The sequence below is a fragment of the Paraburkholderia sp. HC6.4b genome, from assembly GCF_014200875.1.
Classification (GTDB): Bacteria; Pseudomonadota; Gammaproteobacteria; order Burkholderiales; family Burkholderiaceae; genus Paraburkholderia; species Paraburkholderia tuberum.
Genome location: NZ_JACHDC010000009.1, coordinates 26,614 through 40,375 on the forward strand (window position 1 = coordinate 26,614; position 13,762 = coordinate 40,375).

The following is a 13,762-nucleotide window of genomic DNA, read 5'->3' on the forward strand; positions in this document are numbered from 1 at the left end:
TCGGGAAAGACGGGGGTACGCCCTGCTGGATAATCAATGGTAGCGCTGTTGCTCTGCTGACCATTTGAACGTGCGCCGCCATTTTCCCCCGGCCTTTTCCCGGAGCTGGAGATCGTGATAGCCATCGGTCATGGATGGAAGGACCGTGAGCGCGTTCGCCGCGTCTGAGACATCGTGACTGCGTGTGCCGTCCTTGTGCCATTCGCCCGCGAGCATCTTGTCGAAGGCCATCGGCTCGGCGAAAACCACATGCAGCGTCTTATCGTCAATCACGAAGAGATAGAGCGCTTCGAAATCCGCTCCATCCCCGGCATAACCCTCGCTCCATCCTGCTCGCACGCCGAACGCGTATTCGCCCGTGCGCAGCTGATACGCAGCTAGATCGAAGCGCGACCAGTTCATCGGCATGGCGTCCAGTGAGTTTCCTGCGTCACGTGCGTCAAGGCTGACCGGGAGATCGATGTTTGTGTCGTACCAGTCGGTCGGTGTGGAGACGGGCGATTCGGTTCGCGCCACGAGCCTGGGCGCGCCGGCGGCGGTGCTTTCGAAGACGCCAAACCAGACGTGCCGCGGGTCGGTATCGTCGTTGCCGAGGCTGTCGCATGAGGCGGGCGGATACTTCGGGGCCCTCGCGGCGAGTTCCGGACTGTCTGCGAGGCAGATCGACCATCCCTGGAGCGTGAGGTAAAATCAAGAAAGGGTGTCAGCCGCGTGTTGTGGTGAGACAGGCTATCTGCGCTGGTCGGGCCGCCACGCAGGACCTTACGCGCCTATGTCACAGAACCCGTCCGCCGATAATTTTTCCCGTCCATTGCGCATCGCGCGCAAAGCCTTCACGGCCCTCGAACATTTCCTTCACGTTGAAGCTGCTAGCGGCATCATCCTGCTGGCGGCGGCTCTAATCGCGCTCGTCTGGGCCAACTCGCCTTTCGCTCATGGCTACCACGCGCTTTGGGATTTGCCCGTCACGCTTGGCGTTGGCGAATTCGCTTTCACGAAGTCAGTGCACTTCTATATCAACGACGCGCTGATGACCGTGTTCTTCCTCGTGGTCGGGATGGAAATCAGGCGTGAGATCCATGACGGCGCACTGAGCGATATTCGCCAGGCGACATTGCCGCTAGCGGCGGCGGTAGGCGGCGTCACGGCCCCCGCCATCATCTTCCTCGCGGTAAATCAAGGTTCCAATGCCGCTAACGGTTGGGCAATCCCAACGGCTACGGACATCGCGTTCGCCATCGGCGTATTGGCGCTGCTTGGACGTTCGATTCCCGGCAGCGTGCGCGTCTTTCTGCTTACGCTCGCCATTGTCGACGACATCATTGCCGTGCTGATTATCGCGATGTTCTATTCCTCCGGACTCGATTACAGCGGCTTCGTCCTTGCCGCTGCGGGGATCGTCGGTGTGCTTGTGATGAGGCAGACCGGTATCGCCGCCGCGCCGGCGTACATCGTGCCAGGTGCAGCCGTCTGGACGGGCCTGCTGATTAGCGGAGTCCATCCCACGCTCGCGGGCGTCATCCTCGGACTGCTCGCACCAGTTCTGCCGATGCGTGGGCGTGAGCGGGTGCTCGTCGAATTGTCGCGTGCCACGCACGACGTGAACGACGTTAGCACGCAGGAACACGGCCGCAATCATGCCGATCGGATCGCCAGACCATTGCAGACACTGCGCGTTGCGCAACGCGAACTGCTCCCTCCCGTCGTCAGGGTGCAATGGGCGCTGCACCCCTGGGTTGCGTACGGCATCATGCCGCTCTTCGCGCTAGCGAACGCCGGCGTGACCATCGATGGCATCGATCTTTCACAGCACGGCGCGCAGTGGGTTGCGCTCGGCGTCGCGGTGGCACTTGTGGCCGGCAAACCGTTGGGCGTCTTTGGCGTCACGTGGATTCTCGTCAGGCTGAAACTTTGCAGACTGCCGGCAGACATGACCTGGCGCGGGGTCGGGCTGATTGCGCTGCTGGCGGGCATTGGCTTCACCATGTCGATCTTTATCGCGACGCTGGCATTCACCGATGACCAGCTACTGAATGTCGCCAAGCTGGGCATACTCGCGGGTTCATTTCTGGCGGGTGCCATAGGCCTTGTGTGGGGCGTCTTCGGCGCACGCCGAACTGCCGACTAGAGGTCCGCGCGCGCATCAATGAACGATCGTGATGAGTCGCGACAAGCCTGTCAGCACGCACCAGCGGCGAAAGAAATCCAGGCTGCTCGCACTGCCGGACTATGCGGAGAACGAGTCTCGCAGCGCGCAATGGCTTGCCGCAGTTGTGCGCGAGCACTGCTCAGGTAACTGGCGGCGAATCCACGCCGAGCACGTGCTGCTTGCCGGATATTTTATTGTGGCGACGAAACTCCATCGGGTACCTGAGCAGCTCATGGCCGATCTTATCCTGCGACGGGCGACACAGCTCTTTCTTGACGCAGACCTCGCCATTCTGGCGGCGCCGGCGACGCGGCTCCTCGCATACGACCGCGAGATCGCGCGCGAGTGGGGGCAGGATCCGGATGCGCCATCTGAAGCCTTCCGGGCTGGACGGCTCCAGGCGCTTCAGGGCTTGCAGCAGTGCACCACACTCTTCGGATCGGTGGAGTTTGCGGATCTGGAGCCGATTGCACGGGCAAACCTGGACAGGCTCGTTCAACAGTACGCCCGCCCTGGCTGATGCGCGGATACGGGCGCTCGACGAGCTTCACCCCTGCGTGGGGTCGGCTGGCAATGTCACTGGCCTGATGGTGTAGCCCGCCTGTTCCAGGAGGTGGAGCAGGCCAGCGTCGCCGGCGAGATGTTCGGCTCCGACCAGCACGAGTGCGTTTCCCTGATTGAGGAATTGCTGAAGCGGTGCCATCCATGCTTGGTTGCGCGTTTCCACCATGAGCCGGTAGAACATCGCAGCGTCGGCCGGATCGGCATAGCCTTCGTCCTGCTCCTTGAGCACCGCGTCGTAGTCGCCGCGGTTGACCGCGCTGACCGTCGCGACATACCCGCGCTCAACGTGCGGGTCCAGTGCCATGTGTAGTTGCTCTTCATAGATGCGATCCGGCACGGCCTTGCGCTGTGCGTCGACCGCCACCTGCGTTTCGAGCGTTTCGACAGGCACGCCATATCGGGTGGCAGCCTGCGCAAAGATCTCGTCACGGGAGAGCTGGCCGGGAGCAACGCAGCGCTGGGCTGCCACTGATACAGCGCCGGCCGCGCTTTTCATCGCCAGCATCAGGTCGATTGCATCACCGTTGACGGCCGGGCGCGTGCACTGACCGAGGTGTCTGAGGCGGCCCACGTCGTCGTCGGACAGCGAGCTCGCCCACGGCGCCCGCTCCAGTTTCCCCCTGGTCATGAGACTCGCATAGGCGTTCGGAGCGAGGACTTCAGGCAAGCCCTGCGGCTGCGGCTGCGGTCCCTGGGTGACCGAGCTTTCGATGACAAGGCGTGCACGACCCTGAAGCGCGGACGCTAACGGTTGGTGCAGGCCCGGATAGGGAATGTGCACATCCGGGACGAGCACACTGGTTGCGCCATCTGGCGCGGTCACCTGCAGCGCGGGGACACTCTCGCCGGCTCTGGCCATTGTGATGCTGGCTGTGACAAGCCCGATCGTTACTGCCAGGCGAGCGAGCTGATTCATACATGCAGTCCTGTTTGTTGAATGCGCAGCCATTATCGGATGAAATGATGCGTTCCGGGCACTGCCTCAGAACAGCCGGGCGGGTAACGCATTGAGATTGCTCCACTTCACAGCGCTACGGAACACCCGTCCCTCCTCGTCGCGTGATTCGATGATCACGCGCTGGCCGCGCGCTTCGGCCACCACGCGCACGACCCGGTCACCGTAGCGCATCAGTGCGTTGATCTTCGGGCAGACCGCCTTGCGTTGTCTCCGCCGCGGCTTGTTCATGCCTTCGTACCTGCCTTGCGCGCAGTACGCCCAGGTTTGATGGCACCGGCAGCTGCGCCCCGGCCACGGGCAGCGCGCCCTGAGACGCGCGGGGCCGTTGGTGCGGTGCCGGCTTTGAGCCGCAGGGCTTCGAGTTCCTGGGTCTGGGCGGAATGGCTTATCCGCAAGGCGCCCAACTGCCCTTCGAGCATGCCCGCCTGATGACGCAGATCGCCCAGCTGCCCCTGCAGCAGATGGATCTCGGCGTGCGTGCGCTTTGCATCGGCAGCCGCGCGCTTCTGTGCTTCTGCGAAATCGTGCTGCACGCGCGCAGTCGCGCTGCGCTCACGTTCGATTTCGAGCAGCGCACGCTTCTCGGTCGCCTGCAGTCGCGTTTCGGCCTGAGCCGTGCTCGCCCGCTGCTTCTCGAGTTCTGCGGCGAAGTCGGCGCGCGCCTGTGCAAGCGCGGTGTCGCGCTCGCGACCTGCCTGCTGCAGCCGGGCGATTTCCTCTTCGAGCGCACCGCGAGCGGCTTCGGCCGCCGCCTGTGTCTGTTCGAGCGCCTGGACGCGGACCTGCTCGGCGAGCAGCGCGGCGGTGCGCTGTTCGAGCGCGGTTTCGGTGCGTTCAAGGTCCACGCGCGTGGCGGCGACCGACGCCTCGGCTGCGAGCCTGCCCTCCTCGACCTCGATGCGCAGCGCCTCGAGCGCCTCGTGCGCAGCCCCGGTGGCGCGCTTCCAGAGCACGGCGACGAGCTCCCCGGCGACATCCTGCAGATCATCGGGCAGGTCGGCGTGCTCGACGCGCACGCGGCTCTTTTCGCGCAGATCTGCCCAGAACTCCTGAAGCACCGCGACGGGTGTGCTCATGCTGCCGCGGCGCACGAGCTGGTAGAGGCGGTTCGCGGTCGGCTGCTGGCCGAATCGGAAGAACAGCAGCGCACAGGCCTCGCGGTACAGCTCGCGGGTTTTGGGGAACTGGATCTTCAGGCGGTCGATTTCGGCTGTGAGGCTCGTTTCGTCGGCGATGGCGGCGGACATGGCAAAAAACCAGGCGGTTAGCGATGCACAAATATTACAACGTAATACCGTAGATATCTACTATTTTTGTGCTTAATTTTGACATTATTCCTATAATGTTGAATATTTTCGCGCCGGGTGCGAGAATCGCCGCGTGCCCCATTCCGAGACTGCCCATGAAGTCCACCGCGATCGCGCCGCGGCCGCTCGACGCCCTCGAACTGCCCGCCGGGCTCGACGGCCGGCACGGCGTGAACCGCGCGGACGGTCGCGCGCAGATCGCTGCCACCGACGACCTGAACGCGATCCGCGCGTGGCTGGCGCGGGTGGCCGATACGAAGGCCACCATGGAGAACTACCGCAAGGAGGCCGAACGGCTGCTGCTGTGGACGATCGTCCAGCTCGGCAAGCCACTGTCGTCGCTCACGCATGAGGACCTGCTGGCCTACCAGCTCTTCCTCGCCGACCCGCAGCCGCGCGAGCGCTGGGTAGCCGGCGGCCGCAAGTTCCCGCGCCACGATCCGCGCTGGCGGCCCTTTCATGGGCCGCTGGCTGCGACCAGCCAGCGCCAGGCGATGGTGATTCTCAACGCCCTCTTTGCCTGGCTCGTTCAGGCCGGCTATCTCGCCGGCAACCCGCTGTCACTTTCGCGCCAGCGCGCGCGGCGCGCGAAGCCCCGCGTCACGCGCCTGCTTGAGCGCGACCTCTGGCAGGAGGTGAAGGACTACATCGATGCCCTGCCCCGCGAGACGGATCGCGAGCGTGAGCGGTTTTCGCGTGCGCGGTGGCTCTTCACCCTGCTCTACCTCGGCGGTCTGCGTATCTCGGAGGTCAGTGGCAATACGATGGGGCGTTTCTTCTGCCGGCGCGACGCCACCGGCCACGAACGCTGGTGGCTCGAGGTCACCGGCAAGGGCGGGCGTGAGCGCCTTGTGCCCGCCTCGGCCGAGATGATGGTGGAGCTTGGCCGCTACCGGCGCGAGCGGGGTCTGGCAGCACTGCCCGCCCCGCACGAGCAGACGCCGCTGGTGCTGCCGCTCGGCCGGTCCGTGAAGCCGCTCACACGCGCGGCGCTGCACACCATCGTGAAGGGGATATTTGCGGGGGCGGCCGCAAGGCTGAAGCTGCGCGGCGATGACTACGCCGCGCGTGCCGCGCAGCTTGAACGCGCTTCCGCGCACTGGCTGCGGCACACCGCCGGCTCCCACATGGCTGATGGCGACGTCGACCTGCGCCTCATTCGCGACAACCTCGGGCATGCGTCGTTGACCACCAGCAGCCTGTACCTGCACGCTGACGACGACCGGCGTCATCAGGAAACGGAAGAGAAGCACCGAATGGACTGGTGAGCGCTTCAACAACAGATGCCGCAAATCGGACGGCTTCGGCCGAATGGGGGAAAAAAGGGGCTTTTCGTACGCCAGGCGCTCAGGGCGTGCGCTATCCAGTTTGTGCGAGAAGCGTCCGGCATAGTCGGACGTGGAAAGATGGAAGCTGTTATTGGATGCTCGCCACGCGGGGTGGTCGTGATGCCGGCTAGACTGCGGAGTGGCATCCAGCAAACCATCGTTTCCTGGACGGCTTGCGTGAATGGCGAAAGCGGACGGAAGACCCACGGTTGGCGGCACCTGTGGAGGGTCTGTGATGACTTTGCATGAGGCGATAGTCGAAGTACTCTCGATCGACGGTAAGGCGATGACAGCGCCTGTTATCGCGGCAGAAGTTAACCGGCTCGGGCATTACTCCCGCCGCGACGGATTGCCCGTGCCCGTGAATCAGATCAGTGCGCGCGTGAGCAACTACTCGCACCTCTTCACACGCAGCGACGGATTGATCGATCTGCAAAGCCGATCACAGGAGCAGGCATAACGGCCTCGGTCGATCAGCGACATTCGAAGGGCGGCTCCCTACCCTTGACGAAAAGCTCATCGCGCCGTGAGCAAGACGACTCCCGGAGCATCGCATGGCGGAGATGCCTTTAGGAACCTGCCACGCCGCTGTTAGACCACGGTCCAATTGACTTGACGCCAGGCAGGAACCACTATTGATATGACCCGGGAAGATCCCGATGCGGGAGTTCGTTTCTCACCGCCAGGTCGCCTTCCGAATGGAGCGAGTGTCATGAGCAAGTACCAGCGGCTTTTTCTTGCAGTCCTGCTTCTTTTGTTCGCAACGGCCTGTTCGACCCAGCAGAATTCTTCCGCAGGAATGGGTGATCCAGAACTGGAGGCGCAAGCGCGCGCGGCGCTGCTGCAACTGTTTGACACGGCGTCCAGAGCCGAAGACCTTCATGATCGGGCGAAGGCAGTTCTCGTGTTTCCAAACATCTTCCGCGCGGGCCTCGGGGTGGGCGCGCAAGGCGGAAGAGGGGTATTGTTCGGTCCCGACGGTAAAGTCCTGGGCTACTTCAGAAGCACAGGGGTTTCGTGGGGCCTGCAGGCTGGTGCGCAGACGCTCTCGGAGGCGTTGTTTCTGATGACCGACGCAGCCGCGCGCCAACCCTTCGATAGTAGTGGGTGGTCCATTGGCGTAGGCCCGACCGTTGTAGTCGTGGATGCGGGCGCAGCCAGGTCGATGAACACCACAACCCTGCAGGCCGATGTCTATGCATTTATCTTTGGTCAGCAGGGATTGATGGCCGGACTTGGCGTACAAGGCCAACGGATTACGAGGCTCAATCCGTGAAGTGAGCGACGGCCCCGTCGAGTTGGATCTGCTCTTTTATCTGGTACGACCTTGGCCGTTTCCGACCATTCGACTTCCTCGTAAGCCGACGTTTGCGAACCATGAAAGCTGCAGCTATCCGAACGCCGGCCGAACGATTCCATCAAACTATTGCATCCACCGGTTGAATCCGCCATCTCGTGCCGCCGATCGCGGCCGTGCGACGTTCAGGCTGAGCATGCCCAATGCATGAGGCGGCATCCGGCCGAGGATGTGTCAAACGTGCTGCTGCGCAGTCGAGTGCGAAACTAGACCCACAAGAACGCTAGGTATCGGCTTCGCGGCACTTGGGGAGGGGCAAAGCGACATCCGAAAACGTAGCCATTTCGAGTTTTGACGCGCCCTCGGCCAATGTCGGTCGTTCGGCGCGGGCCTTGAAATCTGCGCCAATCTTGGCAGTGTTCCAGATGCTGGGCTGCATAGCGGCCAGGGGTTTCTACGATGACGCTCCGCTGCGTTGTAGGCTCTCGCCTCGCACAGTGTCGGCTGGGATGATCGCGACCTACGAGAGTTGATGCCAACTTTCGCAATCTATTACGTGAGAGAGCAATGTCACGCTTCTCGCAGCCGCTGACTCACCTTATCCACGAGAATCTCTCGGTGATCGTGACATTCGCATTCTCTTGGCATCCGCTTTTATTGCTACGCGGGAGCAGGTTCCATGGGGAATGGAAGTATTTCGACAGAGCCCTGTTCAAGGTTTCGGAACAGTGTGCTGAAAGGGCCTGCCTGGAGCTTGCTACGTTCATTCGGCTACTTGACGACGACGAGAAGATCGCTGAACACCTTCGACAGTCCGATAGCGACAGTTTTGGTCAAGTCGTGAAAAAGGACCGACCCAATGAGCCGTTGTACCTTCGAGACTTAACCAACAAGATCATTCACGCGCAACATCTCAAGTGGGACTTCTCCGTCCCCGACGACCCCAAACTGGTCTGCATTTCGCGCGACCCGGAGAGATGGTTGAGGGCCGAGATACAGGTTGTAGCCCTTGTCGCGTTCTGCGGACAGCTCATTGCCTGAGGCGACGGGCAAGGTATCCCGGTGTTGCGCTATAACGCGCCCGTCTGTTCGTCGCACCTTCTTTGACGCTCCCACAAGATACCTTCTTCCTCAGCTCCGGCCGCTGCGCTATCGGTCCATTGAAGAACCGCGGCGTCCGCCCTACACAAATCACACTCCGAGATGTTTACAGATGGTAAGGTTTCGCGGAACCACACTTGCCTTGAAAGGAGAACGCTTTGGCAAATGCATGTTCCGGCGGCCTGGACATCGGCTTCGCCTCACTGAGCTACCTGCAGATTGGATTTCTGGGTGTCGTTCAGGGCATCACTGAGTTACTCCCCATCTCTTCGACGGCGCACATGCGCATCGTGCCGGCCATGCTCGGCTGGCACGACCCGGGCTCGGCCTTTTCCGCGGCAATGCAGCTGGCTGCGCTGGCCGCGGTGGTCAGTTACTTCTGGCGTGACGTGCGAGGCGTCGTGGTGGGAAGTGCCGTGGCCATCCAGCAGCGTCGCTTTCAGGACGACTCGTTTCGACTCGCGGTAGCAATTGTACTCGCGACAGTGCCCATCGGCCTTGCCGGCCTCGCCCTGTCGTCTACGCTCAACGCGTGCGGTACCCCATTGAGAAGTCTGTCTGTGATTGGCGGTTCCTGCATCGTGATGGCCATTCTGCTTGCCGTTGCGGAGCTCACCTGCAGTCATCGGCGCACGGTCAAGGAAATGCGATTGCGCGATGCACTCATTGTGGGAATCGCGCAGGTAGGCGCCCTGATACCGGGTGTCTCGCGCTCGGGCTCGACCTTGACCGCAGCGCTCTTTCTCAACTTCAAACGCGCGGAGGCCGCACGCTTTTCTTTCTTACTCGGGCTACCCGCGATTGCGCTGGCCGGACTGAAAGAGCTTTGGGTACTGCTTCATGCGCACATTCCATCTGAAGCGTGGTCGCTGCTGCTTTTCGGACTGGTGGTTGCAAGCGCGTCCGCTTTTGCTGCCATCTGGGGGCTCATGAAGCTTCTCGAGAAATTCTCCACCTGGCCATTTATCGTCTACCGTGGGGCGCTCGGTGTGTTTCTGCTCGTCGCCGTTCCGTTCAACCTGCTCAGCTAGCAACGCAGCCGCCGCGCATATGACCCGGCGGCGCAACCATGGGGCATAGCCATGCAACGCATGCACTTGCCAGGGGCGTCGAGCTGAGCGCCGTGCGCGACAATCTGCGGCACGCGTCAATCTCGACGGCATCCATCTATCTGCATGCCGACGACGTCAAGCGGGCGCGGCAGTTCGGAGAGGCATTCACGGCCTGAATGGCTTATGCCGTCATGAAATAAGGGGAAGGTCTTCATAACTGCAAGGCTTATGATAGCAATTCGACCGGTTAGGCCGGCCCCCTGGCGATCGCGCTGTATTCGTGGGCGGGCATGTATCTCGGGAAATGGCTGGTGCGTGCGAAGATCCGGCGATGGTTCAATCGCTGCTGCTGCGGATTTCTGGCGGCGACCGGCGTGAGTTTCCTTCTGGTTCGGCGAGGGTGAGGAGTTACAGCAGCGCATGAACCGGATCAAACGTCACGTGGCAACAACACTCGCTTTTCTAGCTGGCGAAACGCTTGTTTGCCTCATGCTATTGGCCGCACTCGTCGGCAAGTTGACAGAACGGATCGACAGATGGCGGCCGCCGCGCTGAGTACACGATCAGCGCGAATGCAACGCGGTTACCGCCGCATCGAGCGCAGGTTTTTGCGCACCAGACGCATCCACCAAACCAAAATTGCGCTCGCGGAGATTCTTGCCATTCGCCGTGTCCTGCCATTCGTAGATTGAAATCAGCGGGGTCTTCATCAAATCGCGCTTCATGAGAAATGACCTGATTTTCGCGGCTTGGCCATCGACCCCGTCTTTGCTCCCGGACGAAACGCCCCACTCGGTAATAAGCGCAGGCAGCCCATATTGCACGCGAATGTATCGGGACGCCTCCTGAATCTGCTGCGCGCTCATTCCATATGCGTGGTACGAAACGGCGTCGATGCAATTCGCTGACGACGAGTGAATGCTCTGCAAGAGTTTGTCCGATTGTGTTCCGGTGGCGGGAGCGGTTGCGAAGCCGAATCCTATAACCGGAACGGACGCGTAAATCGCTTTCAATCCTGCGCATACCGCGATCATATATATCGGGAATGTCGTATCGACACGGCCCGTCGGCCAGTATACAGGCAGGTCCGGTTCATTCCAGAGTTCGATGCCAAGCATATTTTCCCCGTAAGTGCCGACCAGCTTGCTCACGACTCGAACCAGTTGTTCGGCGGCGTCGTGCAATTGCGCTTCATGAACGGCCTGATCCGATGAAGTCTGCGCCAGCGGCACTGTCGAGCGCACAGTAAGAAGAACCGGCAAGCCCGCCGCCTGGGCCGTGGCAAATGCGCTGGCTACCCGCTTCTGATATTCAGAGGAACGCATGGCGTTCACCCATACGCCCAAACGAACGAAGCTAAATCCCGCTGCCCTTATGCTCGTCGCGGCTGTCGCCGTGAAGCGCTGGATCTTGACCTGGGCACCTACTTTTGACGGGCCTTCGCTATTGGCAATCCAATGTTTGAATTCCTGCGAATGGACGGGTCCTGCCACGCCAAGCATGCAGGCTGCGATCACGCCTGTTCTCAGCAGCTTTTGAACTGGAATCATGCTGGACTTATTGCTCCCGGTCGATTGCTATTCGCGCTCGCCCTGCTTTTTATTCGACGATCCATCTAGCGCTGCGCGCCCGGAATTCCGTCGGAAAAGGACGTGTCGACGCGGACCGGGATGAGCGACCTGACTGGGACCCCAGGCAGGTCAGCCGCCACGCGCAAAAGAGCGCCACGCTTGCCAGGTGCCGGATGTAACTTCCCAGATCCGGTTCGAACAGCATCGAAACCGCCATGTGGCCGATGACCAGGCACGCGAGCATATCTACGGCGCTCGCATTAGCAGTAGCCCCCGCCAGATGACCCGGCTTCCGGCCAAACACCGCCCCGACCGCAATCCATACGAACACCTGCATGACGAACTCTTTAGGTCCCAAATTAAACAGGACAGGAGCGTTCAATTTCAAGACCGCGTACAAATAGTCAACACAGAAAGCCCCGAACGACGCCGGTTCGAACAGGTTGTAGAAGCCCGTGCGCGCGCCGTAGGGTGAGCCCGCAACGAGATAGTCCATCGCCATATCGCGTGGATGCATGAGCGCGACGTATGCTGCATCCGGCAAAATAAACAGTCCGAGCAGGACTGCAACAACCAGGACCGTCTTCAGCCGCAGCGAGGCCGCCTCAAATACCCACACGCCTATCGCGATAGCCAGAATCAACGCGAAGTAAATACGCACGGTCAACGCGTAACTCGCGTACAGAGCAATGGCAGCGATCGCGACGCACCATACGTTCCACCTCCGTCCAACCAGAACGAGTACGATCGACATCAAAACGACCAGCGTGTCCTTACTTGCCACGAACAAATTGAAGAACACGCACGGTGCAAGCAACACCGTGTTCACTAGCAAGCTGCTGAGCCGCTTCGAGTATCCGATCATCAGCCAGATGAATACGATGCCGATACTCAGGACCAGCAGGTTGCTTCCAATGCCGCCTAGCGCGGAATAGAACTTCGCCACCGCGTCGAAAGAAGTGTCCTGATAGGTGCTTGATCCCCCTACCTGGGACTGAATCTTGTCGGAATCACGAAACACAAACTCTGGCAGGAACGCACTGGCTTTCCAATACAGCGTCACATACAGCAGGATCGCAAGGCTTGCGAACAGGCGAACGGCGCCTTTGCTCAAACGTGGGCCTGTGTTCAGTACTTTACGAAGCATGAGTCGCTTCCTCATTTCGTACTACAGTTGTTCCGTCTGACGTACGAGTACGCATGACAATAGAAGCCAGTACCGCCACAATCCCCGTGCTCGCCGTCAGATGCGCAAGTGCCGCGCCGGTCTCGCCCAATCTGTTGATCAGCGTCCATTCAGCAGGAATACTCAAGACTGCCACGCAGAAAATCGCGAAGACAACCTGTCTGCCCAGACGCAAAGCGACCGCGCTGACCCAGTACACGTCTGCGATCGATCTGAGCACGAACGAGACCAGCAGTATGAGTAGCGTTCCGAATTCACGACTGCCAGCGGGCTCGTGTGCCATATGGAAAATGGGCCGGTGAACGATCAGAATTGCGGCGGCGGCGAGCAGAGTGATGCCAACGCTGGACAGCAGGGAATGTCGCAGGGTCGCCCCGAACGCTCCGCCACTCGAGCTCAGCGCGCGCACCAGTCGCGGTCCAGCCGTCACGACAATCGTGGCATAGGCGACCGTCTGAATAGAATTCGAGATTGACCATGCAAACACATAACGGCCGAGTGCATCGCTTGAGAAGACCTGGCTTGCCAGAAATCGCTCGCCGTATTGCAGACCGGAAAGGACGATCGCCGCGAAGAAGAACGGTAAGCCGTCCATCCACACCGAGCGAAAGCCGCCCACCTTGCACGCTCCATGAGTACTCCGGTTCAACTCCAACTCGCGGCTCTTGCGCGACATACACCAGCATGCCGCAAGCGCCGCGACGACATTCGTCCCGCACCAGAGCAAAAAAATCGTCTCAACAGAGTGGATCGCGTCGGCAAGCAGTCCGATAATCGCGACGCCAGCCCAGCCGCCAGTACGGATGAAAAGCAACAGCGCGCCCGCGCGCTGCCGATGCAGCGAAAACACATAGGATGTCGTCTCTAGCCCCGCATGCTCGGAGAAGGCCACGAGCACTACGCCCCAGAGAATGCCGGGCGTGATTCGACTAAACGCGTTGAAAGCGGCGCTGCGATACACGATCATAACGATGATGCCAACCGCCACATACCCAACGCAATACAGCAAGAGTAAGCGACGAGCATCATGAATCGCTCGCGCCGGATTCGCTGCGCTCAATCGCCGGTTGATTTCGGTGCTGAATCCCAGTCCAAGCAATTTGGACGACAGGACAGATATCGCGAGTGCCAGTCCAAGATCGGCAACCGCGGAAAATCCAAGCGTGCGGGCCACGATGATCGTCAGCGCAAATTTCAGCACTAGCGATGCGATACGGAAGCCGAGGCGAACAAGCAATTGCATAACCTC

Annotated in this window: 14 protein-coding genes and 2 pseudogenes; 9 read left to right on the forward strand and 7 right to left on the reverse strand. The window is 60.9% G+C overall.

Annotated features, from left to right (window positions below; translation table 11 throughout):
- Positions 1-33: 33 nt before the first annotated feature.
- Positions 34-516, reverse strand: a complete 483-nt coding sequence (locus tag HDG34_RS15170; RefSeq protein ID WP_184061068.1) for a hypothetical protein — start codon at positions 514-516, stop codon at positions 34-36.
- Positions 517-772: 256 nt separating this feature from the next.
- On the opposite strand from HDG34_RS15170, the gene nhaA reads away from it, so the two are divergent.
- Positions 773-2,128 carry a Na+/H+ antiporter NhaA gene (gene nhaA / locus HDG34_RS15175; RefSeq protein WP_184061069.1) on the forward strand — a complete coding sequence of 452 codons (1,356 nt, stop codon included), beginning with the start codon at positions 773-775 and terminating at the stop codon, positions 2,126-2,128.
- A 31-nt stretch (positions 2,129-2,159) separates the two neighbouring features.
- The gene (locus HDG34_RS15180) at positions 2,160-2,669 is read left to right on the forward strand and encodes a hypothetical protein (RefSeq protein ID WP_184061070.1); all 510 of its coding nucleotides are present in this window, start codon (positions 2,160-2,162) and stop codon (positions 2,667-2,669) included.
- A gap of 27 nt (positions 2,670-2,696) precedes the next feature.
- On the opposite strand, the gene HDG34_RS15185 is transcribed toward HDG34_RS15180, so the two are convergent.
- The 3 genes from HDG34_RS15185 to HDG34_RS15195 form a co-directional block, all read right to left on the reverse strand.
- Positions 2,697-3,629: a TraB/GumN family protein gene (locus HDG34_RS15185; RefSeq protein WP_184061071.1), complete on the reverse strand. Its 933-nt coding sequence runs from the start codon at positions 3,627-3,629 to the stop codon at positions 2,697-2,699.
- 66 nt (positions 3,630-3,695) lie between these two features.
- Complete coding sequence (locus HDG34_RS15190; RefSeq protein WP_184061072.1) at positions 3,696-3,899, reverse strand: hypothetical protein; 204 nt, start codon at positions 3,897-3,899, stop codon at positions 3,696-3,698.
- On the reverse strand, positions 3,896-4,918 hold the full coding sequence (locus HDG34_RS15195) for a DNA-binding protein (RefSeq protein WP_184061073.1): 1,023 nt from the start codon (positions 4,916-4,918) through the stop codon (positions 3,896-3,898). Before HDG34_RS15195 ends, HDG34_RS15190 begins: the two co-directional genes overlap by 4 nt.
- Before the next feature lie 155 nt (positions 4,919-5,073).
- Here HDG34_RS15195 and HDG34_RS15200 point away from each other — a divergent pair, with 155 nt between their 5' ends.
- The 7 genes and pseudogenes from HDG34_RS15200 to HDG34_RS39175 all read left to right on the forward strand — a co-directional run.
- On the forward strand, positions 5,074-6,246 hold the full coding sequence (locus HDG34_RS15200; RefSeq protein WP_184061074.1) for a tyrosine-type recombinase/integrase: 1,173 nt from the start codon (positions 5,074-5,076) through the stop codon (positions 6,244-6,246).
- 241 nt (positions 6,247-6,487) lie between these two features.
- The gene (locus HDG34_RS15205) at positions 6,488-6,766 is read left to right on the forward strand and encodes a winged helix-turn-helix domain-containing protein (protein WP_221309151.1); all 279 of its coding nucleotides are present in this window, start codon (positions 6,488-6,490) and stop codon (positions 6,764-6,766) included.
- A gap of 252 nt (positions 6,767-7,018) precedes the next feature.
- The gene (locus HDG34_RS15210) at positions 7,019-7,582 is read left to right on the forward strand and encodes a YSC84-related protein (RefSeq protein WP_184061076.1); all 564 of its coding nucleotides are present in this window, start codon (positions 7,019-7,021) and stop codon (positions 7,580-7,582) included.
- 588 nt (positions 7,583-8,170) lie between these two features.
- The gene (locus HDG34_RS15215; protein WP_184061077.1) at positions 8,171-8,644 is read left to right on the forward strand and encodes a hypothetical protein; all 474 of its coding nucleotides are present in this window, start codon (positions 8,171-8,173) and stop codon (positions 8,642-8,644) included.
- A gap of 218 nt (positions 8,645-8,862) precedes the next feature.
- The gene (locus HDG34_RS15220; RefSeq protein WP_184061078.1) at positions 8,863-9,735 is read left to right on the forward strand and encodes an undecaprenyl-diphosphate phosphatase; all 873 of its coding nucleotides are present in this window, start codon (positions 8,863-8,865) and stop codon (positions 9,733-9,735) included.
- Positions 9,736-9,773: 38 nt separating this feature from the next.
- Positions 9,774-9,932 (forward strand): annotated as a pseudogene (locus HDG34_RS15225) (site-specific integrase); the annotation flags it as partial.
- A gap of 84 nt (positions 9,933-10,016) precedes the next feature.
- Positions 10,017-10,160 (forward strand): annotated as a pseudogene (locus tag HDG34_RS39175) (LysE family translocator); the annotation flags it as partial.
- Positions 10,161-10,319: 159 nt separating this feature from the next.
- On the opposite strand, the gene HDG34_RS15230 reads toward HDG34_RS39175, so the two are convergent.
- The 3 genes from HDG34_RS15230 to HDG34_RS15240 are packed head-to-tail and all read right to left on the reverse strand — an operon-like array spanning position 10,320 to position 13,756.
- Complete coding sequence (locus tag HDG34_RS15230; protein WP_184061079.1) at positions 10,320-11,306, reverse strand: cellulase family glycosylhydrolase; 987 nt, start codon at positions 11,304-11,306, stop codon at positions 10,320-10,322.
- A gap of 49 nt (positions 11,307-11,355) precedes the next feature.
- Positions 11,356-12,474 (reverse strand): hypothetical protein, encoded by a 1,119-nt coding sequence (locus tag HDG34_RS15235; protein WP_184061080.1) that lies wholly within the window; start codon positions 12,472-12,474, stop codon positions 11,356-11,358.
- The gene (locus tag HDG34_RS15240; RefSeq protein WP_184061081.1) at positions 12,464-13,756 is read right to left on the reverse strand and encodes a lipopolysaccharide biosynthesis protein; all 1,293 of its coding nucleotides are present in this window, start codon (positions 13,754-13,756) and stop codon (positions 12,464-12,466) included. Before HDG34_RS15240 ends, HDG34_RS15235 begins: the two co-directional genes overlap by 11 nt.
- Between the last annotated feature and the right edge of the window lie 6 nt (positions 13,757-13,762).

Excerpts from the sequence above, each read along its gene's own strand:
- HDG34_RS15195 (WP_184061073.1), bottom strand. The coding sequence starts at position 4,918 with ATGTCCGCCGCCATCGCCGACGAAACGAGCCTCACAGCCGAAATCGAC.
- nhaA (WP_184061069.1), top strand. The coding sequence starts at position 773 with ATGTCACAGAACCCGTCCGCCGATAATTTTTCCCGTCCATTGCGCATC.
- HDG34_RS15235 (WP_184061080.1), bottom strand. The coding sequence starts at position 12,474 with ATGCTTCGTAAAGTACTGAACACAGGCCCACGTTTGAGCAAAGGCGCC.
- HDG34_RS15230 (WP_184061079.1), bottom strand. The coding sequence starts at position 11,306 with ATGATTCCAGTTCAAAAGCTGCTGAGAACAGGCGTGATCGCAGCCTGC.
- HDG34_RS15180 (WP_184061070.1), top strand. The coding sequence starts at position 2,160 with ATGAGTCGCGACAAGCCTGTCAGCACGCACCAGCGGCGAAAGAAATCC.
- HDG34_RS15190 (WP_184061072.1), bottom strand. The coding sequence starts at position 3,899 with ATGAACAAGCCGCGGCGGAGACAACGCAAGGCGGTCTGCCCGAAGATC.
- HDG34_RS15185 (WP_184061071.1), bottom strand. The coding sequence starts at position 3,629 with ATGAATCAGCTCGCTCGCCTGGCAGTAACGATCGGGCTTGTCACAGCC.
- HDG34_RS15215 (WP_184061077.1), top strand. The coding sequence starts at position 8,171 with ATGTCACGCTTCTCGCAGCCGCTGACTCACCTTATCCACGAGAATCTC.
- HDG34_RS15210 (WP_184061076.1), top strand. The coding sequence starts at position 7,019 with ATGAGCAAGTACCAGCGGCTTTTTCTTGCAGTCCTGCTTCTTTTGTTC.
- HDG34_RS15200 (WP_184061074.1), top strand. The coding sequence starts at position 5,074 with ATGAAGTCCACCGCGATCGCGCCGCGGCCGCTCGACGCCCTCGAACTG.
- HDG34_RS15240 (WP_184061081.1), bottom strand. The coding sequence starts at position 13,756 with ATGCAATTGCTTGTTCGCCTCGGCTTCCGTATCGCATCGCTAGTGCTG.
- HDG34_RS15205 (WP_221309151.1), top strand. The coding sequence starts at position 6,488 with ATGGCGAAAGCGGACGGAAGACCCACGGTTGGCGGCACCTGTGGAGGG.